Here is a 21,269-nt window from a genome sequence, read left to right as displayed (position 1 = left end):
GAGGCGCGACGCAAAGTTCGAAAGCTTCCAGGAAGCCCAGTCCGTCCCTGATTGTAGAACTGTACAAGGACCTCTTCGGGCCGAAAGCGATCAATCAGCCAATGCGGATCGACATGCAGAACCTGATGGGAACGATCGCCGACACTCTCCATTCGGTGTGAAGGCGATCGGGGCATTGGTACTGACGTTCACAACAAGGGCGGCACGCGCGCCAAAAATTCGATGCCTCGTCAAATTTTGCTAAAGCCGAGCGGGCAGCCAAGGCAGCAATATATAGCTCGTGTCGCATTTTCCGAGACGCCAGCCCCGAAGATCGGGACGGCACTGATTTCAGCAAACTTGCTGCGGGGTTGTCGTGGTTTTATGGCTCGGCGAAAAACTTACCCTCGACAAGCATGGTTTCGATGCCGGCCAGCAATTCGCGATTTATGCCGGTGGAAATCCCTTTCGACGCAAGGTGCGCCACCAGCGCGCCGCTGCGAAGATTGCCGGCCGCACCGGGCGCGTAGGGACAGCCGCCTAGCCCGCCGGCAGCGGCATCGAACACCCTGAGCCCGAGGTCCCAGGCAGCATCGACGTTGGCGAGCGCCAGGCCGCCGGTGTCGTGGAAATGCCCGGCCAGCCGCGCAGCCTCTGCTTCTTCGAGGGTTGCCAGCACCATGGCATGCACGCGCTCGGGTGTCGCCCTGCCGATCGTGTCGGCAACGGCGATTTCGGCGCAGCCGAGATCGCGCAGGCGCGCGACGACTCTCGCAGCCGCGCCGGGTTCGATCGGGCCTTCATAGGGACAATCGACGGCACAGGAGACATAGCCCCGCACCGGCAAGGAATGCTCGGCGGCCAGCGCGATCACTGGCACAAAACGAGCCAGCCCTTCCTCGATGGTACAATTGGTGTTTCGTTTCGAAAACGTCTCGGAGGCGCTGGTGAAGACCGCGAGTTCCTGCGCGCCGGCCGAGACCGCGGCCCGCGCACCTTGCTCGTTGGGCACCAGCGCGGACAGCATAAGCCCCGGACGCCGCACAGCGCGCCGCATGACCTCATCATGATCGGCCATCTGCGGCACCCATTTCGGCGAGACGAAAGCCGTCGCCTCGATGCGGGCGAAGCCGCAATCGGCCAGCATGCCGATCAGGCGCAGCTTCTGCCCGGTCGAGACCAGCCGCTTTTCGTTCTGCAGGCCGTCGCGCGGACCGACTTCGACGATCGTGGCCTGCCGATCCCCACCGGGCGATTCAATGGACGGCGGCATACATGATCTTTTCTTCGGAGGCCTCGTCGATGGTCATCTCCTCGACGATACGGCCCTGGCGCGCCACCAGGATGCGGTCCGACAGATTGAGGATTTCAGGCAGATAGGACGAAATAACGACGACGGCCGCGCCCGCATCGGCAAGCCGCTCGATAATCTGATGGATCTCGGCGATGGCGCCGACATCGACGCCGCGCGTCGGCTCGTCGAAGATGATCAGCGACGGCGCCTGGATTAGCGATTTGGCGATGACCACTTTCTGCTGATTGCCGCCGGAAAGCTCGACCACCCGAGCATTGGCGCCGATCGTGCGGACCTTCATCGTCTCGATCCATTCGGCCGATTGCCGGCGCGCTTCGCCAAGGCCGATTACCGAGACCGGGTTGGAGCCTTTGGCCAGCTTGCCGAGGAATACGTTCTGGGCGATGTCCATCGTGTCGAATAGGCCGTCGAGCTTGCGGTCCTCGGTGATATAGGCGACGCCGCGCCGCACGGCCTGCCGTGGCACGCGGAAGTGCACCACCTCGCCGCGCAGCGTGATGCGGCCACCATGGAAGAAGTCACGCTTCAAAACGCCCGCCGCGATCTTCATCATTTCGGTGCGGCCGGCACCGACCAGGCCGAACAGCCCGGTCACCTGGCCGGCAAAGACCGACAGCGTGGCGCTGCGCACCGCCTTACCCATCGAGACGTTCTCGAGCGCCAACACCTTTTCGCCCGGGCGGCGCGCGACGCGTTTGGCGGCATCGTCGCCATAGAGCGCATCGGTCAGTTGCCGGCCAACCATCGCCTGGACGATTTTTTCGCGGGTGAGATTGCGCGCATCGTCGGTGACGATCAGCGCGCCGTCGCGCAGCACGCTGATGCGGTCGGCGATCGACAGCGCCTCTTCCAGCGCGTGTGAAATGAAGATGATGGAAGCGCCCTCGCCTTTCAGCCGCTCGACCAGGGCGAAGAAGTGCTGCTTTTCCTCCGGCGTCAGCGTCGCCGTCGGCTCGTCGAAGATGAAGATGCGGGCCTTGTGGTGAACCGCGCGGGCGATCTCGACCATCTGCTTCTTGGCGGCGCCGAGCGTCGACACCAGCGCGGTCGGCTCGACATGGAAGTTCAGCCGCTGCAGATGCTGCTGCGCCTTGATGTTGATGCCGCGCAACCGGTTGAAGAAGCTCTCTTCGCCGAGGAAGATGTTCTGGGCGACATTCATCGACGGGATGAGATTGGTTTCCTGGAACACCATGGCGATGCCGTGCTTCATGGCATCGGCGGGCGAGGAAAAGCCAACCGGTTTGCCGTCAATCAGCATCTCGCCCGACGTCAGCGGGTAGAGGCCGGCCAGCACCTTGGTCAACGTCGACTTCCCCGCACCGTTCTCGCCGAGCAGCGCATGGACCTCGCCTTGCCGCAGCGTGAAATCGACGTCGCGCACCGCCGCGTTGCCGGCGAACGCCTTGGTGGCCTTGCGGAACCGGACGATCTCGGCCGCGTGGGGATCAGCCATGCCGGGCTCCACCGGATGTCGCGCCGGGCAGGCGCAGCAGCGTGCCGGAGCCGCGCGATGCGGCGTAGACGCTGCCGCCATGCTCACAGACGGAGGTGACGCCATGCATGCTGCCGTCGGCGCGGCTGTGCCAGCTTTCGCTGGGCCGGCCGCCGTCGTCGCAGCGCGCGACGAGGCCGTAGGAGCGCGATGGCGCCCACGGCTTCAGCACGCCCATCTGCCGGACCGAGCCCTGGCTCAGCGGCTGGTCCGGCCGCGCCGATCCGGCGAGTTCCGGCCCGATCCATTCGCCGGGATCGATCGTCGCCATCATCTCGCGGCGATAATCGTCCTCGCGCAGCACCAGTTCGAGAAGCTGGCGGCGCGGCGCGAACAGCGCCATCCAGAAGCCGCCATCGGAAGCGGCCGACAGGCGCGACGGATAGGCCGGCAGATCTTCCACGATCGCCACCGGATGGGGGGATTTCCGATCGAGGGCGACGATACGATGGCGCCAGCTTTCGCTGATCGCCAGACGGCCGTTGCCGAGCATGACCGCGCCGTTGGGAAATGCCAATCCGGCTGCAAGCTCACGCTGGGAGCCGCTGTCCGGATCGATGGCGAGCACGACGCCGCTGCTGCCGCCCTCCATCAGATCGCGCTTCCAGTCGCGCGCCGGATGCTTGCGCGAGCCGACACACAGGTAGAGCGAGCCATCCACGGTAAAGAGCCCGGCGGTGAGGCAGGACGCCACGCCGCCTGGCAAGCCGATGCGCCTCCAGGTGCCCGGCTGTCCGATTTGCAGGCCCTCACCCTCGATGCCGACGGCAAGGCGGCCATCGGGCGCGGATGCGACAAAGCTGATCGGCGCCGCGAACTCCGCTATTGCGACCGCCGAAGCGCCCGCTCTCCCAAGGTCGATCCGGAAGAGCGTGTTGCCGCTGCTGCACAGCAGTCTCGCTGGCGACGCAACGAGATTGTCGATCGCAGGAAGCGACAGCAGCCGCTCCGCCTCTTCCAGGCGGTTGTCCGGTTTGAAGACGCCGTCCATGGCCGGCACGCTGATGCCGGCATCATCAGCCGAAAACAGCCGGCGGACGAACGTGCCGAACCCCGCCATCAGCGCTTCCCCCAGTAATCGTCATGCGCCGTCCATTGCGGATCGGCGCCTTCGATGCGAACGCGGCCAATGCGGTTGTTGGAGACGCCGCCCAGATAGAGCCAGCCCTTGTGCTCGCAGGTCGAGGTGATCGAGGGATGGTTTTCGCCGGCCTCGTCCCACAACGCGTCGATGATTTCGCCGGTTTCCGACACGCGCAGCACGCAGCCGCGATTGATGTTGGGGAACAGCCATTCGTCGGCGGCGATCCGCTTGGCCATGCGGCGGCGAAAACCCGGCTTGCGCATGGCGAGATCGAAGGTTCTGGTGCGCATGCCGAGCAGCGCGATCCAGTAGGTTCCGTCGGAGCCGCGGTTGAGATTGTCGGGATAGCCCGGCAAATTGTCGAGGAAGATTTTACGCTTGCCCTTGTCCGGTCCGTCGAACCAGTAGCGGCTGATGCGGCACGCCCATGTCTCGGCAAAGAGCAGCGACTGGCCGTCGCGGCAAATGGTGACGCCGTTGGGAAAGATCAGGCCGCGCAATATGGTGCGGGTCGAGCCGGTCCTCGGATCATGGCAGATCAGCCGGCCGTTGCCCCTGCCCTCCAGAGCATCGACCGCCCATTCAGACATCTCGTAGCGGATCGTCGCTTCACTGAAGAAGATGCGCCCGTCCGGCGCGATGTCGAGATCGTCGGGAAGCCTCAGCCGCGAATCGTCGATCACCGACAGCAGGCTGCGATTGGTTTCGTCGGTGACCTTCGCCACCGTCCCGTCCGGCGAGACGCGGTAGACGCCCATGCCGCCGACGCAGGTGAGCAGGTCGCCATTCGGCGCGAAGGCCAGCCCCAGCGGATGACCGCCGATACGGGCGAAGACCTCGCTGCGCGCATAGTCGGGCGCGAGGAAACGGACGATCGTACCGTGCCGCGTACCGGTATAGAGATTGTCGTCGCGGTCGAGGACGACGTCCTCGGGACCTTCGACCGCGCCAAGCCCTATGAGCTCCGCCGCGCCAAGCCTGTCATTGACGGCAAGCACGTCGGTTCCGGTCGGCGGCGTCAAATTCGGCAGCTTCAGATAGGTCGGCGAGACATAGACTTTGCTCAACAGCTTGCCGCGGTTCTTCACCCATTTGGCGTCGAACAGCACGGCGGCGATCAGCACCAGACCGAGGATCAGCTGGTTGACCGAGCCGGGCATCGACAGGCGGATGAGGCCGCTGGTCAGGATCAGCACCAGGATGGAGCCGATCACCGCATTGCCGACCGAACCGCGGCCGCCACCCAGCGAAACGCCGCCAAGCACCACGGCGGTCAATACGGAAATCTCCAGCCCTATGCCGGTGTCGGCGCCGGTGCTACCGAGCCGGGCGGAAAACAGAAAGGCAGCGATCGCGGTCAGCAGGCCCGATGCGACATAGGCGAGGCAAACCGTCAGCTTGACGTTGATGCCGGCATTGTAGGCGGAGCGGCGCGCACCCCCGACGGCGCGCAACCGCCATCCTGGCCTTAGCCTTGACAGGACGATATGCGCGCCAAGGGCGATGACGGCGAAAATGGCGAAGGAGACGGGCAGGCCGTAGAAGGTGCCGAAGCCGATCAGGTCCCAGGTCGGGGAGACCGGCATCGAGCCGACGATCGCGCTGGCAAGCCGGGGAAAGATGATGTCGTAGAGCGCCCGGTAGATGACCAGTGTCACCAGAGTGGTTATGAAGGCGCGCAGCCTGAGATAGCCGATCAGCACCCCGTTGAGCAGCCCGCAGACGAGGCCCGTGGCTAGCGTCGCGATCAATGCCACGCCGACCGGCAGGCCGGCAACGTTCATCGATACCAGGGCGGCAAGCACGCATAGCGCGAACATCGAGCCGACCGAGAGGTCGATGCCGCCCGAGAGGATGACGATGGTGAGCGCCAGTGCGATCAGGCCGAATTCCGACACCTGGCGGGCGAGATCGGTAAGGTTGCCGACCGAGAAATAGCCAGGGATGATCCACGTCATGACGAGGATCGTGACCACCAGCGCCAATGCCGGAATGACGTTGTCGATCCAGCTCTTGGTCAGCAATTCGCCGAACAGGCGGTCCGGCAAAAGCCGGTACCGCAGCCGTGAAAGCGCATCGCTGGTGGCCATAAGTCAGGATTCCCTACTTCAGATCGTCCAGCGTCCAGCAATTGCGCTGGTTGACATTGGCCTTGGTGATCTGCGTCAGCGGATTGAAATAGAGCGTCTTGGTCTCGCCGGCAGTACCGTCGGAGAGCAGCAGCCTTGCGATCTCCGCATTCAGGATTTCGCCCTGCAGCGGCACGTTGTAGCTGATGTAGAGATTGAACAGGCCCTTCTCGACATTCTCGCAGCCGACCTTGTTGCCGCCGCCGCTTGTGACGAGGAAGACCTGGTCGCCCTTGCCGGCCTGCTGGATCGCAGACGCCGTGCCGGTGTCCTGATTGTCCCAGATGCCGATGGCGCCGCAAAGATCCGGATGCTGTTGCAGCACGGTCTCCATGATCGAGCGCGCCTTTTCCGGATTGTATTCGGTGGCCTGCTGCGAAACGACCTGGATGTCGGGATGCTGGTTCAAGACACGGTAGATGCCGTCGAGTTGGAACACGTCGGATGCCGCTGTCGGCACGCCGGTGTCGATAGCGACCTTGGTCGAAGCACCCTTGCCGGGGCTGCATTTGTCGACCACCGCCTGCGCCGCCTGTTCGCCGATCTCGGTCCAGTCGGCGCCGACATACGAATCGGTCTGGGTGTTCGATTCAAGGTTGATCTGCACAACTTTGATGCCGGCGGCCTGCGCCTGAGCCAGCAACCGGGCGTAGGACTGGATGTCGGGATTGTGCGCGACGATCAGGTCCGGCTTCTCGCTGATCAGCGACTGCAGCGCGCGGGTTCCCGCGTCGGTGCTCCAGGCGGGGTCGCGGATCTCGAAATCATACTTGAGGCGCTTGGCCTGCTGGCGCATCACCGCCGCCCAGCCTTCGGTCAGGTCGAAACCCATCGACAGCGGCAGGAAGACGACCTTCTTGCCTTCCAGCGTCTTGTGGAACGTCGTCGAGCGCGGGTTTTCCAGGCCCTTGTCCTGGGCGCTGGCGGTGACGATACCGGCAAGCGCGATGCAGGCCGCGGCCAGCCACGTTGTCGTTTTCAGAAGTCGCATGGTTTCCTCCCATTGCATTTTGGCGTTGAAATTGGTCAGAGATCCCCTTGCTGGGACGTCTGCTCGTCGCGCGGGTTGACGAGCGAGTCGATGACGATGGCCAGAAGCAGGACCACGCCCTTGACCAGGTTCTGGATCGTGTAGGCGATGTTCATGATCGTCATGCCGTTGAGCAGGATGCCGACGAAGATCGTGCCCAGAATGACGTTGCGAACCTTGCCGTGGCCGCCATTCAGGCCGATGCCGCCCAACACGACGACCAGAAGGATGTCGTAGATCATCGTCGAATTGAAAAGCCGGGCGTTGATCGCCGACGCCGACGAGGCAAGCACCAGCCCGGCCCCGTAGGCGATCAGCGCGCTGATCGCATACTGCGCGACGATCATCGGCCGGTTGGAAATGCCGGTGATCCTGGCGGCGCCCGGATTGTTGCCCATGGCATAGGTCTGCCAGCCGAACCGCGTGCGGCTGAGCACCAGATGCAGCGCCAGGCAAAGCATGGCAAAGATCACCACCGTCACCGGAACGCCGAGGATGCGGCCCTGCCCGATCAGCGAGAACCATTCGGCGCCCGGCGGCACATTCTGCATCTCCAGCGTGAAGAAGAAGGTTCTGCCAAGGCCGTAAATGACGGAGCCGGCGGCAAGCGTCGCGAAGATCGGCGCGACCTCGCCGAAAGCGATCAGCATCCCGATCAGCACGCCGGCGACCACCGCGAACAGCGCGCCGATCAGCAGCGCGAATTCCAGCGAATAGCCCGAGCGGGCGATCACGAAGGCCCAGGACACCGACACCACCATCGTTGCGATCATCGAGACATCGATGCCCCTGGCGATGACGACCAGCGCCATTCCCAGCGCCAGGATGCCGAGAATCGAGACGCTTCTGATCAGGGCTAGGATGTTGCCGGGGCTGAAGAAGGACGGCAGCAGCAACGAGAACAGCACGAAGGCCAGCACCGCCAGCACCAGCACGATGCCTTCCTGGCTTTTGAGCAGGCTGGAAAGCCGAGCCTGATTTCCGTGTGCGGCCGCCTCGCTCACCGCTCAGGCCTTCTCTTTGCCCAGTCTGAGCAGGATTTCCCTGGCGCGATCGACGCGCACATCGTGATCCGCCGCAAGTTCCTTTGCCACCGTATCGATATTCGCGCCGCTCGCGCCCGCCACGATGGCGATGTTGCGGGCATGCAGCGCCATGTGTCCGCGCTGGATGCCTTCGGTGGCCAGCGCCCTGAGCGCCGCCATGTTCTGCGCCAGCCCGACCGCGACGGTGACCTCGGCAAGCTCTTGCGCCGTGGTCACGCCGAGGAGTTTCAGCGCTGCGCGCGCGGCCGGGTGCGTCTTGGTGGCGCCGCCGACCATGCCCAGCGCCATCGGCATTTCCAGCGTCCCCACGAGGTTTCCGGCGGCGTCGATCTCCCAGCGGCTCAACGACGTATAACGGCCGCCGCGCGCCGCCCAGGCGTGGGCGCCGGCCTCGATCGCCCGCCAGTCGTTGCCGGTCGCGACGACGACTGGATCGATGCCGTTCATGATGCCCTTATTGTGCGTGGCCGCGCGGTAAGGATCGACGATCGCCAGCGAACAGGCCTCGACGATGCCGGCAACGATACGCTCGCCGGTGAACTCCTTCGTCGCCAGTGCCTTCGGCGTCAGCCGCACCCGCGCTCGCGCCAGCCTGAGGTCGGCCAAGTTGGAGAGGATGCGCAGCCGGACGGTGCCGCCCGAAATGCGCTCGATCATCGGTGCGACTGCCTCGGCCATGGTATTGACCGTGTTGGCGCCCATCGCGTCGCGCACGTCGACGAGCAGATGCAGCACCACCATCGGTCCGACTTGCGTCTCCTCGAACACCTGCACTTCAATCTCGCGGCAGCCGCCGCCGAGGCCGATCAGCACCCGGTCCTTCTCGTTGGCGGCGGCGATGATCTGGTCGCGGGCCGACAGCAGCCTGGCGCGTGCGCCGTGCGGATCGGACAGGCCGAGTACCTGCACCTGTGCCCGCATGATCGGTGCGGTGCTCGATGTCTCGAAGCCGCCGCAACCGCGGGCGATGCGCGCCATGTAGGAGGCGGCGGCGACCACCGACGGCTCTTCCACCGCCATCGGGATGAGGTAATCGCGACCGTTGATGGTGAAGTTGGTGGCGACGCCGAGCGGAATCTCGAAGGTGCCGACCACATTCTCGATCATGCCGTTGGCGAGATCGAGCGGCAGGACGCCGCCGCGCAAGGCATCGCGATCCGCCTGCCCAAGACGAGCGGCGTCGCCGACCGTCGCCAGGCGATCGGCCGGCGACAGGTCGCGGAATTTCTCGATGCGGGAATTCAGCCGCGGCTCGACACCGCTGTCCTGGACAGCCACCATCACGATCGCCTCCCTGCGAATGCTTGTCGTTGAGGCAGCTATCGTTTAACTGATACCATCTATCAAGGTACAGCTACAGGAAACAGCGACAAACTGTACCAGTCCATATCAGGGCACGCAGCCCATCGGAGGATGTTCCGGGATGACGCGCGCCGAGGCCGTGGCGGCAGAGATCAGAAGGCGCATCGAGACCGGCTCGATTGCCGTCGGCGCCAAGCTTCCGTCGATACGCAAGGCCGCCGAGCAATTCGACGTTTCCAAGAACACCATCGTCGACGCCTATGACCGGCTGGTATCCGCGGGCATCGCGTTTTCGCGGCCCGGCGCCGGCTTCATGGTCGCCGAGCGTCGCCGGCAGACGCCGAGCGAGCGTCCCCGCCATGTCGCGGAAGCGGTCGACATCGCCTCGCTGCTCAATGCGCAGTTGGAGGAGAGCTTTTCGATCCGCGTCGGTGACGGGCGGCCGCCCGCCTCATGGATGGAGGAATCGGAAGTGCGGCGCCATCTCGGACTGCTCGGCCGGCACCAGAGGTCCAGCAGTGACGGCTATGGTTCGGCGATGGGCCTGCCGGCGCTGCGCGAGCGCCTTGCCTTCGACCTCATGGAGCGCGAGGTGCAGGCGAGCCCGGACCAGATCCTGCTGACATTCGGCGCCAACCACGCACTGGACCTGATCATACGCCGCTTCCTCGTCGCCGGCGATACCGTGCTGGTCGACGACCCCGGCTATTACCCGCTTTTCGCCAAGCTGAAGCTGGCGCAGATCCGCATGATCGGCGTGAAGCGGACGCCGACCGGTCCGGACCTCGACGATCTCGCCGGCAAGGCCGAGCGCGAGCGTCCGAAGCTGTTCTTCACACAATCGCTTGCGCACAATCCAACCGGCAGCTCGACCAACCTGCCGACGGCTCACTCGATCCTGACGATCGCCGCGCGCTGCGACATGCTGGTGGTCGAGGACGACCCGTTCGTCGACCTGCCGACGGTCCGTGGCGTTGGCCTTGCGCCTCTCGACCAGTTGCGGAACGTCATCTGCGTGCGCACCTTTGCCAAGACGTTGTCGGCCAGCCTGCGCTGCGGCTATATCGCCGCGCGCCCCGACCTTATCGCTTCCCTTGCCGAGTTGAAGATGCTGACGACAGTCAACAGCTCAGGACACATTGAGCGGTTGATCCATGGATTGATCAGTGAAGGTCACTATCGGCGCCACCTCAAGCGTTTGGCGCAGCGTGTGCAGCAGGCCACCGAGACGGTCGTTCCCCGCCTTCAGAAGATGGGTCTTAAGCTCTTTGCCGAGCCGACAGGTGGATACTACGTCTATCTGGAGCTTCCCGACTATGTCGATGACATCGCCCTCGCCCGGGAAGGCGCTCGCCAGGGGATTTTTATCGCACCTGGTACCGTGTTTTCGCCGGAGCGCCAACCTGCCAAGGCAGGCATCCGCGTCAACATCGCCTGGGCCTCGGATCCTCATTTTTTTGACTTCATGCTGGCAGAGCTTAGGCATCGGCGGACTTGAACATGACAAAGCCCCGCCTTGCGGCGGGGCTTTGTCATGACGGATCACTCCGCGGCGCGTCGTGACCAGATGAGCGAGAAGTCGCCCCCGGTGTCGGTCTCGACCAAGCTCGCGTAGATCGGAGCGGGGAAGCTGGGATCGTCGAGCTTGGGCAGCTACGAAGGCCAATTGATTGCTGAGGGCAGCGGCTTCCAAGCCGCCAAATGCCGTGACGATTCCCGTCACACCTGATCCTCCACAGCATGGCCGAATGTGCAATTACGCCTCACACCGGCGAGGCATTGCTGGGAAAGGGTCGTCTACACGCCGGGCGTCTGATGCCGAGGTCATGCGCTGCGGGACTTTCGAGACAGAGTGGTGGAAATTCCCGGTTCGAGCGTTGGTTTGCACCGGATTCCGTTCCATGACCCCGATGACAGTGTGGAATTTCCTGTGCCATAAGGCCAATCGGTTGAACCAATTCAGAAGGGATGGAAACGATGGCTGTAAACACGATCGATATTGCCGAACGCCTTGCAGACGCGCACGGCCTGTCGAAAACCCAAGCGAAATCCGTGGTCGAGGATGTGTTGAAGGGCATTGCGGAAGCCGCTGCCAAGGGCGAGGAAATCAGCCTCAATGGCTTCGGCAAGTTCAAGGTACAGAACAAACCAGCACGTGATGGCCGCAACCCGTCGACTGGAGCCACGATCAAGATCGCCGCATCGAAGAAGATCGTCTTCCAGCCGGCAAAGGCTCTCAAGGACTCGGTGAACGGCTGACCATTTTATGACGATACATCTCGTCTGATAGTAACGCGCCGTTCTGTTGGGCGATGGTGTCTCATGCCAAGATCATCAGTTTCTCATTGCTGCCGTTCTTAGGTCGGGGTCCCAAGCCGCGCCATTGGCGCGGCCGGAAAATCCTCCAACACCTATTTTATCACAATCTAATGTGAGCCTCGCAATCTGCAAACTCAATGACGTCGACCCACTCGGCTATCTCGCCGACGTGCTCACCAGGGACTTCAACCGCCATCCGAACAGCCAGATAGACGGCCTGCTACCTTGGACCTATATCTGGGCGCTTGAGCTAAGGACGTGGCCTGGACTGTGTCTAGGAACTGGGAAGGCCAGCCCTCGACAGCATCTCAAGGAACCGGGAATGGTGATGATCCTTCACATAGCGCGGCACAAAGCCAGGGCAGACATTGCTCAGATTGAGATGCGGAAGTTGTGACAGGCAATGGTGGATGGCCCGGGACGCTTCTTCGTTGTTTCCGGTGGCCGACGCGGTCGCGGCCCAATAAAGGGCGCCGCGAACGAAGCCCGGCTTTGTCCTGACCACTTTGCGGGCGGCTTCGAGCGCCCGCTGGTTGTCTCCGCCAGCGAAGAGCGCCACAACCAGGCCGTGGTGGCGCCAGAAGTCGATGACATCGTGCGTTCCGAGCCGGATTGCTTCGTTGGCCTCACGCACCGCTTCGTCGACCTGTCCGCGCAATGCAAAGAGCATCGAAATATCGCCGTGGCCAGTCGGGTAGCTCGGGTTGAGGCTGATCGCGTGGCGGCATTCGGCGATCGCCTCGTCGATACGACCGCAACTTTCGAGGGCGAACGACAAGATACATCGGGCAATTTCATCGTCCGGTACCGCCCGCACCGCGGCTTCCGCAAGCTCGACCGCACGCTCGATCACCCCTCGCTCCCGAGGCAGCGCACCAAACGCCACGCCCATGGATATTACGATCGAGAGCGTCCGCTTTGCACGGGCGTTGTCGGGACCTAGCGAGAAGGCCTTCTCGGCAAGCTCTATCCCGACCAAAAGTGAGTCCCGAGTCATCTCAAAATATTTCATGAGAGCTTCGTTGACCAGCCTGCGCACTTCAGGGGTACCCGGCGGGCTTTTGTCTCGAACCTTCCAGTTGGTCAGTTGAAGTTCGAGGATCACGGCAAGAACAACAGACTGTGCGATCCTGTCCTGGAATTCGAGCGCGTTCTCGGAGTGGCCGTCGAACTTCTGGGCCCAGACATGGTGGCCGCCGGCGGCATCGACGAGCTGGACATTCACCCTCAACCCATTGCCGGATCTCTGGACGCTGCCGCTGAGCATATATCGCGCCCGGAGTATTCCTGGCGCCTTGGCTTCTTCGCCCGGACCGCTCTTTTCGGGCGGAAGCGCGGCGAGCACGACATAGTCGGCCACTTCGGAGAGGGCTGTCGTGATGTCCTGGACAAGTCCCTTGGCGAAAAAGTCGTCGCCTTGCTTTCCAGTCAGATTGACGAAGTCGGCAACGCTGATGGACGGACGCCCGAGGCGCTGGCTGGCCGGAACACCACTTGTCGACTGCACATTTGAAGCGTCATTGGCGGCAAGCAACAGAGATTGCCAAAGCGCCCGCGTTTCAGGGCCGGCTTCGACGCCGAACTCCTTCTTCAGCATGCTTCTGCAAGCTTCGTATGTCTTGATTGCCCTGTCGCGATGGCCACATGCGAGCAGCAATTCCATCTTGAGCCGATAGGATTCTTCCCGTGTCGGTTCCATGGTCACAATACGATCGGCCAGGATCAGCCCGGCATCAGGGTCGACGAGACGGGCCAGTTTTTCGAAGGACTCAAGCGCGCGGCCGAGCAGCCTGTCGCGTTCCGATGTGATCCAGTCATCGAACGCATTGCTTCCCAGATAAAGCCCGTCGAGGAAGGGCCCGGTGTAGTTCGCCAAGGCCTTCGCGAGGTCCTGAGCGGAACGGGCCGAGAGACCCGTTTCGAACTTCTCCACGTCGACTTGAAAGGCCTCTGGCCTCAGGGCGATCAGCTCACCGCTGGAATGGATGAGATCCACCCCTTCTCGCGCCAGATCCTGGCGCAGGACACTGAGGGCTTGCCGAAGGCTGTTGCGCGAATGTTCGCCGTCGCTGTCGCCCCATAGGAGGTCAGCCAGCCTCTCCCGCGTCGCCGCCATGCCCGGACACCGGGCCAGATAGGCGATGATTGCCGGCCCTCGTTTCCCGGTCAGCCGAAGCGGACCGGTCGTTTCATTTTCAATCCGGAAACCGCCGAAGAGTGAGATTCTATTTGCAGCGCCCCTATCCTCACTTTGCATTTGCTATCCCAGCCTGACGAAATCCTAACTCAAAACTAACGCTTCGCAACAGTCGGCCTTCGCGCTCAAGCGCTGCCGTAACGGCAGGCTGTTTAGGCTTTGCTAAATTAAGGTGACCAAGTCAACGAAAGGCTTGGTTCGAGGGGGACGCGTGTCCAGGACAAGAGCCAATTTGCTGCTGCTATTCGCAGCCGCTTTGTGGGGCTTCGGCAATGTCTCGCAAAAGATGGTGCTTGTGCATCTCGACGCGCTGAGTGCGGTGGGTCTGCGCTGCCTGATCGGCGGCCTGCTTGTGTTGCCCTTTGTCTTGATGGAGAGGCGGCTTCCGCTCGGGCCGGACTATTTTTCCAGCTTGGCCAAGGTGTGCGCGCTGTTTGCCATCTCCATCACGCTCCAGCAGCTTTGCTATCTCGGCGCCTCCGTCACCAATGCGAGCTTCCTGGTCAGCACGGCAACGGTAATGACACCGCTGGCCGCCTGGTTTCTCGTAGGCGAACGTCCGACAGCGAGTCTCACGGTCGCCGCCGGGCTGACCGTTGTTGGAGCCCTGCTGTTGTCGGATGGGATTGCCGGGTTCAGCAGTGGCGATCTCACCGCTGTCCTCTCGGCTGCCTGCTATGCGCTCTGGGCAGTCGAGCTGGGCCGGCACATGCAGGTGCATGCGCGGCCGTTCACCGCAGCCGCGACACAGTTCTTCGGCGCCGCAGCCTTCGCCCTGCCGCTCGGCGCAATGCAAGGCAATCTGTCGTTGGCCGCCGCATTCGCAGCCGGCCCGGAACTGGCGATCCTCGGCGTGTTCTCCACTGCGATTGCTTTCGGCATACAGACGGTTGCCCTCCGCTTTACGCCGGCCAGCCACGCCGCCGTGATCGTCAGCGCAGAAAGCGTTTTCGGGGCGCTGGGCGCGGCGATCTTTCTCGGCGAGCGGAGCTCGTCTGCGAGCGCATTGGGTGCCGCCATCATTCTGGGTGCGATCCTGTCCGTGGCACTGTCGAACCGAGCGCCGCAGGCACGCACGTCCTTGCGAACCGCTTCGGTTCAACCCTTCGACGGGGCCCCTGCCTTTGCAACTGCCGCCGCAAATTGGGCAGGCGATCGTCACCCCAACAATTCAGGTCCAGTGGAGGAATGTGATGACCCTTGCCGGTGATGCGAAACCTATTCCGGCCCCGGCTGCCGCCCGACACGGGGCCAGTGGCGTCGATCAGCCAGGCGGCGGTGGCCTTGCCGATGGCGGCAGGACTTGTCGTGGGGGCGCAGTGATGGACGCGCGGACGATCCTTCTTCCTATCGCACATTTGGTATCGGCGCTTCGCGCCCGCATGAAGGGACCGGGCGGCTATTACAACAGCGGTAACGCGCTCGGCCTCATTGTCGGTCTCGCCATCCAGATTGCCACCGCGCCGGTCGGCTTGCATGAGGGAAGCAGCGTCACCATGGCGGTGATCGAATATTTCGCTGGCAGCCATGGCACTGTTGCGCTGACCTTGACCACCCTGGTCTTCTTCTGGGGCGGCGAGGCCTATCACCGGGCCTGGGCAAGGCCGGATGCTCCCGATCCTGCCCTCAACCGTCTGGGCGACTTCCTGTCGGGCCTGGGGGCGATCGGGCTCGGCATTGCCCTGTTGCTGCTCGGCGATCCATTGCTTGCGGCGACCTCCGGCCTGCTGCATGCGCTCGGCAAATTCGGCAGCACCTTCCACAGGCCCGGCACGCCAATTCCGATGTGGCCGGCCGCTTGGCCCGATCCGTTCCGCAGTGCGGTGCTCGCCAGCCGGTTGCCTGCAATGCTGGCGACGACAGTGGCCCTCGGCCGTGCTTTGCCTGAGGTCTGGTCGGGCGGCTCCTTCGCGGCCCTCGCCATGCCACTGACCTTGCTCGGCTGTTATCTCTTGTGGACCAAGGCCGATCTGCTGCTGTTCGGCGTGGGTACCAAGGCGCTCCGCCAGATTTCCACATGTTGAGCTCGCTTTTGAAACGACCGGATGTCGAGATGGAGAATGACATGTTTGGCAGCGTGTATCATCAGGACGCCGGCCCCCTATCCTTTCGCGAACGGGTACGGACGACAGGTTGGGGCATTCTGACGCCGGCCGGTTCAATCTCGAGAGTGACAGGGATACTTGCAGCTTCGCTGTTTTGGGCGATCTCTGCCCATGCCGCGAACGTTGACGTCGCTATCGTGTTCGCGGTCGATTTCTCGTCGTCGATCGATCCGAAGATCGCCGATATGCAACGCGAGGGACATGCCGCGGCACTCACCTCGCCAGAGATCATCGCCGCCATCAGCCGGAATTATGTCGGCTGCATCGGCGTTGCCTATTTTGAATGGTCGAGCCCCGGACACGCACGCGTCGTGCTGCCGTGGACAAGCATCTGCGGACTGGAAGATGCCAAAGCGGCGGCTGCGGTGATCAGCAGGAAAGGCGATACCGGCTTCATCCGCAGAGGGCGAGGCGGAACATCCGTTTCCTCGGCTATCGACATCGGCAGTCTCCTGCTCGACCAGTTTCCGGGAAAGGCGGCCAAGAAAGTCATCGATATCTCCTCCAATGGCGAGAACAACGACGGGCTTCCCGTCCAGCCGAGCAGGTCGAACGCCATAGCCAAGGGATATACGATCAATGCAATCGCCATCCCGACGGAGGATGAGAATCCCGACGAACCTCTGGCATCCTATTTTGCCAGATCGGTCATTGGCGGTTCCCAGGCCTTCGTCATGACGCCGAAGGGGCCAGACGACTACACGATGGCGCTTCGCCGCAAGCTCGTGACTGAAGTAAGCATGAACGACGAGCGTCCGCTGTGAAAGTGTGCCACGCAGGACGAACTTTCGACCTGCCAGACCGAGCGCATTGCACAACGAGAGCCCGCCCCGCTGCAGCGCGAGACCTTGTAGGACCGTCAGGACAACAGCCTATCGCCGCAGCGCGTGCACGCTTGCCTTGCTTTCGCCGGGCACCGGCAACGCCATGTCATCGTCGAGAAGACGCGTGATGCGGGCAAAGCCGGTGAACGCTTTCCTTGCTTCCTCGGCCGACATCTGACCCGACAAGGCGGCCGAGCAACAATTCAGCGCGCACTGATAAACCGGACCGCGCCGTCCTGTCGGCCATTTCCGCAAGAACATCATGGCTTCGGCAACACTATCGATTTTTTCTACAGGGTGTCCCTGCCCGCGCGAAATCCGCACGGGCGAAAAGAAATGCAATTGATCCATCGTTTCCTCCCGGTCGACCGCAATGCGCTCGATCGAACCCCCCCAAACGCGACAACAGCCGGTTGGTTCCAGATAAAAATGGAATCTTTTAGAAATCTGTCAGGCGAAGGCGATCACCCGTGCGGTGGTGAGTGTCGCCTACGTCGTCGGGAAGTGGCAGGCGACTTTGCGACCGGGCCGGTATTCCCGTAACTGTGGCCGCTCCGAACGGCAGCGCTCCGCCGCGATCGGGCATCGGGGATGGAAACGGCAGCCGGATGGAGGGTTGAGCGGGCTCGGTACGTCGCCGGTGAGGATGATGCGCTTGCGCGTCCCACCCGGCGTCGTCTCCACGACGGGAACCGCCGAAATCAGCGCCTGGCTATAGGGATGGGCCGGTGCTGCAAACACGTCTTCCGCCGGCCCTTCTTCGACGATCGAGCCGAGATACATGACCGCTATGCGGGTCGACACCTGGCGCACCACCGACAGGTCGTGGGCGATGAAGATGTACGTGAGATTGAGCTTCTCCTGCAGATCGGCAAGCAGGTTGACGATTTGTGCCTGCACCGACACGTCGAGCGCGGAGACGGGTTCGTCCAGGACCACGAGGTCCGGATTCAATGCAATAGCCCGCGCGATGCCGACGCGCTGGCGTTGTCCGCCGGAAAATTCGTGCGGAAACCGCATGACGTGATCCGGCAGCAAGCCGACAAGGTCGAACAGTTCCGCCACGCGTTTGGTGATCTCGCTCGACGAGAGCCTGCCATGGATGCGCAGCGGCTCGGCCACCAGGTCGCCGACGCGCCGGCGCGGATTGAGCGACGCCGACGGGTCCTGGAAAACCATTTGCAGGCGGCGCCGCAGCGGCCTGAGTTCGGACAGCGACTTGGAGGTGATGTCGTTGCCTTCGAACAGAAGCTCGCCGTCCGATATGTCGTAGAGCCTCACCAGGCAACGCGCCAGCGTGGACTTGCCGCATCCGGATTCGCCGACCAGCCCGACCGTCTCGCCGCGCCACACGGTCAGGGAAACATTGTCGACCGCATGAACGGTTCGCTTGCCTTCGGCGGAAAAACGGCTCCCGATGGAAAAGCGCTTGCCCAGCGAACGCGTCTCGAGGATTGGGCGGTTCTTGTCGATCATCGGTCCGCTCATGCCTGTGCCACCCTGAAGCATGCCGCGGCATGGGTGCCGCTCCCGAGGTCGGGCTTGCCGGCCTCGCAGGGCTCGTAGTGAACCGGGCACCGCGGACCGAACGCGCAGCCCTGCGGCAATCGCAGCAATGACGGCGGCGAACCGGGAATGGCCGGCAAGCGCCGTGGTTTTTCGCCGGTCAGCGGCGGGATTGAACCCAGCAGCGCGCGCGTATAGGGGTGTCGCGGATCGGAAAACAGTTCCATGCGACTGCCGCGCTCCACCACGCGGCCGGCATACATGACCATGACCCGGTCGGCGAGTTCGGAGACCACGCCCATGTCATGTGTGATGAAGACGACCGCCGACTTGTGCGTCGCGCGCAGCTTGCGCACCAGATCGAGAATGCCGGCCTGCACGGTGACGTCGAGCGCCGTGGTCGGTTCGTCAGCCACCAGAAGCGCGGGATTGCAGGACAAAGCCATTGCGATCACCGCCCGTTGACGCATGCCTCCGGACAGTTGGTGCGGATAGCGCGACATCGCCTCGTGCGGGTTGGGAAAATTCACCTCGGCCAGCAATTCTTCTACGCGCTCCATCGCCTTGGACTTGCTGATGCTGCGATGCGCGCGGATCTGTTCGGCGATCTGCCAGCCGATCGTGTAGACAGGCGTCAGCGCGGTCATCGGATCCTGAAAGATCATCGCGATCTCGTTGCCGCGCAGGCGCCTGAGCTCGCGCGCGGGCAGTCCCACGAGTTCGCGGCCTTTGTAGCGGATCGACCCTTCGATGGTGGCGTTGGGATCGGTGATGAGACCCATGACGGCCAGCAGCGACACGGTCTTGCCGGAACCGGACTCACCGACGACGCCGAGGATTTCGCTCTCCTTAAGGTCGAAGGAAACGCCATCGATGGCCCGCACCAGGCCATCATTTGTGCGGAAGGAAACTCTGAGGTCGCGCACCGACAGTATCATGATGTCCTCAGGCGCGGATCGAGAAGGATGTAGACGAAATCGACGACCGCATTGGCGATGACCACGAACATGGACGCGTACATCACCGTCGCCATGATCATCGGCAGATCGAGATTCTGCAGAGCGTCGTAAGTGAGCTTGCCGATGCCGTGCAGCCCGAACACCACCTCCGTCAGCAAGGCCGAGCCTCCGACCAGAGCGCCGAAATCCAGGCCGAACAGAGTGACGAATGCGATGAGCGACGTGCGCAAGGCATGGCGCAGCAGGATGCGGGTCTCCGACAGCCCCTTGGCCCGGGCCGTGCGGATATAGTCTTCCTGCAGGGATTCGATGATTGCCGCGCGCAGCACGCGCCCGTAAATACCGATATAGAGAATGGACAGTGTGATCCACGGAATGACCAGGGTCAGGAACCAGCCCTTCGGATCGTCGGAGAAATTCTTGTAGCCGAGCGGCGGCACCCAGGAGAACGCCCAGCTGTCGTGGTAGCGGCTCTGGGTGATCAGGTTCATCACCTCGCCCAGCCAGTAGACCGGCATGGAAATGCCGAGCAGCCCTAGCGCCATCAGCAGCTTGTCCAGCCAGCTGCCGCGCGTGGCGGCGGCGGCGATGCCGATGATGATGGAGACCACCACCCACAGGATCGCCGCTCCGAACACCAGCGAGAGCGTGACCGGGATCGAATCCATGACCGCCGGCACCACCTTCCAGCCACGATTGACGAAGGAGGTCAGATCGCCGGTGACGAAGATCTTCTCCATCATCGTCACATATTGCACGTAGAGCGGCCGGTCGAAGCCGAAGCTGTGGCGTACCGCCTCCAGCACTTCGGGCGATGCATTGCGGCCGGCGATGCGCGCAGCCGGGTCGGCGCCCGGCGTTGCGAAGAAAATCAGGAAGACGATGACCGAGATGCCGAACATCACGAACAGCATCTGGCCGAACCGGCGCAGGATAGCGTAGATCATCAGTCGCGCCCCAGCCGAACCTTGGAGCGCGGATCGAGCGCGTCGCGCAGGCCGTCGCCAAAGACATTGAGCGCCATGACGGAAACCGCGATCGCCAGGCCCGGCACCAGCGCCACCAAAGGCCTGGTGTAAAGCAGCGCCTGTCCGTCCTGGATGATGGTGCCCCAGCTCGCGGCCGGCGGCTGCACGCCGATCGAAAGGAAGGAAAGGGCTGATTCGGTAAGCATGTTCAGCGCCATCATCAGCGGCACGAAGACGATTAGCGTGGTGGTGACGTTGGGCAGGATGTCGCGCCACAGGATGCGCCACCCCGGCACGCCCAGATTGATCGCGGCCAGCACGAACTCGCTTTTGCGCAGCGCCATAACCTGCCCGCGTATTGGGCGGGCCACGTAGGGCACGTAGACGATGCCGATGATGATGACAGGCAGCCACAGACTGCCGGACTCGATCTGGATCGGTCCGATCGTGATGCCATGCGCGATGGTGACGATGGAGAGCGAAATCGCCAGCAGATAGATCGGGAACGCCCACAGTATGTCGAGGAAGCGCGACAGCACCGTGTCGGTGACGCCGCCGAAATAGCCGGCGATCAATCCCGCCGCCGTGCCCAGGATCAGGGTGAAGATGGTGGCTGCTCCGGAGATCAGCAACGAGCTCAGCCCGCCATAGAGCATCCTGGCCATGACATCGCGCCCCTGGCTGTCGGCGCCGAGGAAATAATTGCCCAGCCGCCAGGTCGGGCCGAGCGGTGTGTAGCCAAGCCCCAGCCCTTCCGTCGACTGTTCCATCACCGGAACGTCGGCACCGTCGATCTGGACGACGGCGTCGAGCGTCGAGGCGAAGGGGTCCACGCCTGCCCATTTTGCATAAAGAGGCGCACTGAGGCAGGCAAGGACGATGAGGAGGAACACGGCCAGCGAGGCCATGGCAGCCCTGTCCCTTGCCAGCTTCGCAAACGCGACGGCCCAGGGCCCTCGCGTCTTGCGCGGCGCGGCGACAGCTAGGTTCGACACGGACGTGCCCCTCCGC

18 protein-coding genes and 2 pseudogenes are annotated in these 21,269 nt (G+C 63.2%); 6 read left to right on the top strand and 14 right to left on the bottom strand.

The window, feature by feature from the left end; translation table 11 throughout:
• Nucleotides 1-361: 361 nt before the first annotated feature.
• Genes EOB49_RS03400 through EOB49_RS03370 form a run of 7 tightly spaced genes read right to left on the bottom strand, consistent with a single transcriptional unit; the run spans nucleotide 362 to nucleotide 9,359 of the window.
• Nucleotides 362-1,252, bottom strand: coding sequence for a hydroxymethylglutaryl-CoA lyase (locus EOB49_RS03400; RefSeq protein ID WP_127380146.1), 891 nt, complete (start codon nucleotides 1,250-1,252; stop codon nucleotides 362-364).
• Nucleotides 1,236-2,750 carry a sugar ABC transporter ATP-binding protein gene (locus EOB49_RS03395; protein ID WP_127380145.1) on the bottom strand — a complete coding sequence of 505 codons (1,515 nt, stop codon included), beginning with the start codon at nucleotides 2,748-2,750 and terminating at the stop codon, nucleotides 1,236-1,238. The genes EOB49_RS03400 and EOB49_RS03395 overlap by 17 nt, the downstream gene beginning before the upstream one ends.
• Nucleotides 2,743-3,849, bottom strand: a complete 1,107-nt coding sequence (locus tag EOB49_RS03390; protein WP_127380144.1) for a strictosidine synthase — start codon at nucleotides 3,847-3,849, stop codon at nucleotides 2,743-2,745. The genes EOB49_RS03395 and EOB49_RS03390 overlap by 8 nt, the downstream gene beginning before the upstream one ends.
• On the bottom strand, nucleotides 3,849-5,963 hold the full coding sequence (locus tag EOB49_RS03385) for an SMP-30/gluconolactonase/LRE family protein (RefSeq protein ID WP_127380143.1): 2,115 nt from the start codon (nucleotides 5,961-5,963) through the stop codon (nucleotides 3,849-3,851). The genes EOB49_RS03390 and EOB49_RS03385 overlap by 1 nt, the downstream gene beginning before the upstream one ends.
• Before the next feature lie 13 nt (nucleotides 5,964-5,976).
• Nucleotides 5,977-6,993: a sugar ABC transporter substrate-binding protein gene (locus EOB49_RS03380; RefSeq protein WP_164781577.1), complete on the bottom strand. Its 1,017-nt coding sequence runs from the start codon at nucleotides 6,991-6,993 to the stop codon at nucleotides 5,977-5,979.
• Nucleotides 6,994-7,028: 35 nt separating this feature from the next.
• Nucleotides 7,029-8,036 carry an ABC transporter permease gene (locus tag EOB49_RS03375; protein ID WP_127380141.1) on the bottom strand — a complete coding sequence of 336 codons (1,008 nt, stop codon included), beginning with the start codon at nucleotides 8,034-8,036 and terminating at the stop codon, nucleotides 7,029-7,031.
• 3 nt (nucleotides 8,037-8,039) lie between these two features.
• Nucleotides 8,040-9,359, bottom strand: coding sequence for a hydroxymethylglutaryl-CoA reductase, degradative (locus EOB49_RS03370; protein WP_127380168.1), 1,320 nt, complete (start codon nucleotides 9,357-9,359; stop codon nucleotides 8,040-8,042).
• A gap of 142 nt (nucleotides 9,360-9,501) precedes the next feature.
• On the opposite strand from EOB49_RS03370, the gene EOB49_RS03365 reads away from it, so the two are divergent.
• Nucleotides 9,502-10,878: a PLP-dependent aminotransferase family protein gene (locus EOB49_RS03365; RefSeq protein WP_127380140.1), complete on the top strand. Its 1,377-nt coding sequence runs from the start codon at nucleotides 9,502-9,504 to the stop codon at nucleotides 10,876-10,878.
• A 44-nt stretch (nucleotides 10,879-10,922) separates the two neighbouring features.
• On the opposite strand, the pseudogene EOB49_RS03360 reads toward EOB49_RS03365, so the two are convergent.
• A pseudogene (locus EOB49_RS03360) lies at nucleotides 10,923-11,027 on the bottom strand (DUF736 family protein); the annotation flags it as partial.
• A 330-nt stretch (nucleotides 11,028-11,357) separates the two neighbouring features.
• Here EOB49_RS03360 and EOB49_RS03355 point away from each other — a divergent pair.
• Nucleotides 11,358-11,639, top strand: a complete 282-nt coding sequence (locus EOB49_RS03355; protein WP_095089546.1) for an HU family DNA-binding protein — start codon at nucleotides 11,358-11,360, stop codon at nucleotides 11,637-11,639.
• Between the two features lie 187 nt (nucleotides 11,640-11,826).
• Nucleotides 11,827-11,934 (top strand): annotated as a pseudogene (locus EOB49_RS03350) (transposase domain-containing protein); the annotation flags it as partial.
• A 39-nt stretch (nucleotides 11,935-11,973) separates the two neighbouring features.
• Here the strand turns inward: EOB49_RS03350 and EOB49_RS03345 are convergent.
• The gene (locus EOB49_RS03345; protein ID WP_127380139.1) at nucleotides 11,974-13,956 is read right to left on the bottom strand and encodes a BTAD domain-containing putative transcriptional regulator; all 1,983 of its coding nucleotides are present in this window, start codon (nucleotides 13,954-13,956) and stop codon (nucleotides 11,974-11,976) included.
• 151 nt (nucleotides 13,957-14,107) lie between these two features.
• Here EOB49_RS03345 and EOB49_RS03340 point away from each other — a divergent pair, with 151 nt between their 5' ends.
• The 3 genes from EOB49_RS03340 to EOB49_RS03330 all read left to right on the top strand — a co-directional run bounded on the left by EOB49_RS03340 (nucleotide 14,108) and on the right by EOB49_RS03330 (nucleotide 16,765).
• The gene (locus EOB49_RS03340; RefSeq protein ID WP_127380138.1) at nucleotides 14,108-15,106 is read left to right on the top strand and encodes a DMT family transporter; all 999 of its coding nucleotides are present in this window, start codon (nucleotides 14,108-14,110) and stop codon (nucleotides 15,104-15,106) included.
• Between the two features lie 112 nt (nucleotides 15,107-15,218).
• Nucleotides 15,219-15,920: a hypothetical protein gene (locus EOB49_RS03335; RefSeq protein ID WP_127380137.1), complete on the top strand. Its 702-nt coding sequence runs from the start codon at nucleotides 15,219-15,221 to the stop codon at nucleotides 15,918-15,920.
• 41 nt (nucleotides 15,921-15,961) lie between these two features.
• The gene (locus EOB49_RS03330; RefSeq protein ID WP_127380136.1) at nucleotides 15,962-16,765 is read left to right on the top strand and encodes a DUF1194 domain-containing protein; all 804 of its coding nucleotides are present in this window, start codon (nucleotides 15,962-15,964) and stop codon (nucleotides 16,763-16,765) included.
• A gap of 108 nt (nucleotides 16,766-16,873) precedes the next feature.
• On the opposite strand, the gene EOB49_RS03325 is transcribed toward EOB49_RS03330, so the two are convergent.
• The 5 genes from EOB49_RS03325 to EOB49_RS03305 all read right to left on the bottom strand — a co-directional run bounded on the left by EOB49_RS03325 (nucleotide 16,874) and on the right by EOB49_RS03305 (nucleotide 21,253).
• Entirely contained in the window at nucleotides 16,874-17,176 is a 303-nt protein-coding gene (locus tag EOB49_RS03325; RefSeq protein ID WP_127380135.1) for a DUF982 domain-containing protein, read from the bottom strand.
• Nucleotides 17,177-17,314: 138 nt separating this feature from the next.
• Nucleotides 17,315-18,313, bottom strand: a complete 999-nt coding sequence (locus EOB49_RS03320; protein ID WP_245472435.1) for a dipeptide ABC transporter ATP-binding protein — start codon at nucleotides 18,311-18,313, stop codon at nucleotides 17,315-17,317.
• Nucleotides 18,310-19,269: an ABC transporter ATP-binding protein gene (locus EOB49_RS03315; RefSeq protein WP_127319997.1), complete on the bottom strand. Its 960-nt coding sequence runs from the start codon at nucleotides 19,267-19,269 to the stop codon at nucleotides 18,310-18,312. Before EOB49_RS03315 ends, EOB49_RS03320 begins: the two co-directional genes overlap by 4 nt.
• Nucleotides 19,266-20,237, bottom strand: coding sequence for an ABC transporter permease (locus EOB49_RS03310; RefSeq protein WP_023813929.1), 972 nt, complete (start codon nucleotides 20,235-20,237; stop codon nucleotides 19,266-19,268). Before EOB49_RS03310 ends, EOB49_RS03315 begins: the two co-directional genes overlap by 4 nt.
• Entirely contained in the window at nucleotides 20,237-21,253 is a 1,017-nt protein-coding gene (locus EOB49_RS03305; RefSeq protein WP_127319995.1) for an ABC transporter permease, read from the bottom strand. Before EOB49_RS03305 ends, EOB49_RS03310 begins: the two co-directional genes overlap by 1 nt.
• Between the last annotated feature and the right edge of the window lie 16 nt (nucleotides 21,254-21,269).

The organism is Mesorhizobium sp. M7A.F.Ca.MR.148.00.0.0 (assembly GCF_003997735.1).
Taxonomy (GTDB): domain Bacteria; phylum Pseudomonadota; class Alphaproteobacteria; order Rhizobiales; family Rhizobiaceae; genus Mesorhizobium.
This window is presented reverse-complemented; position numbering and strand designations above follow the sequence as displayed.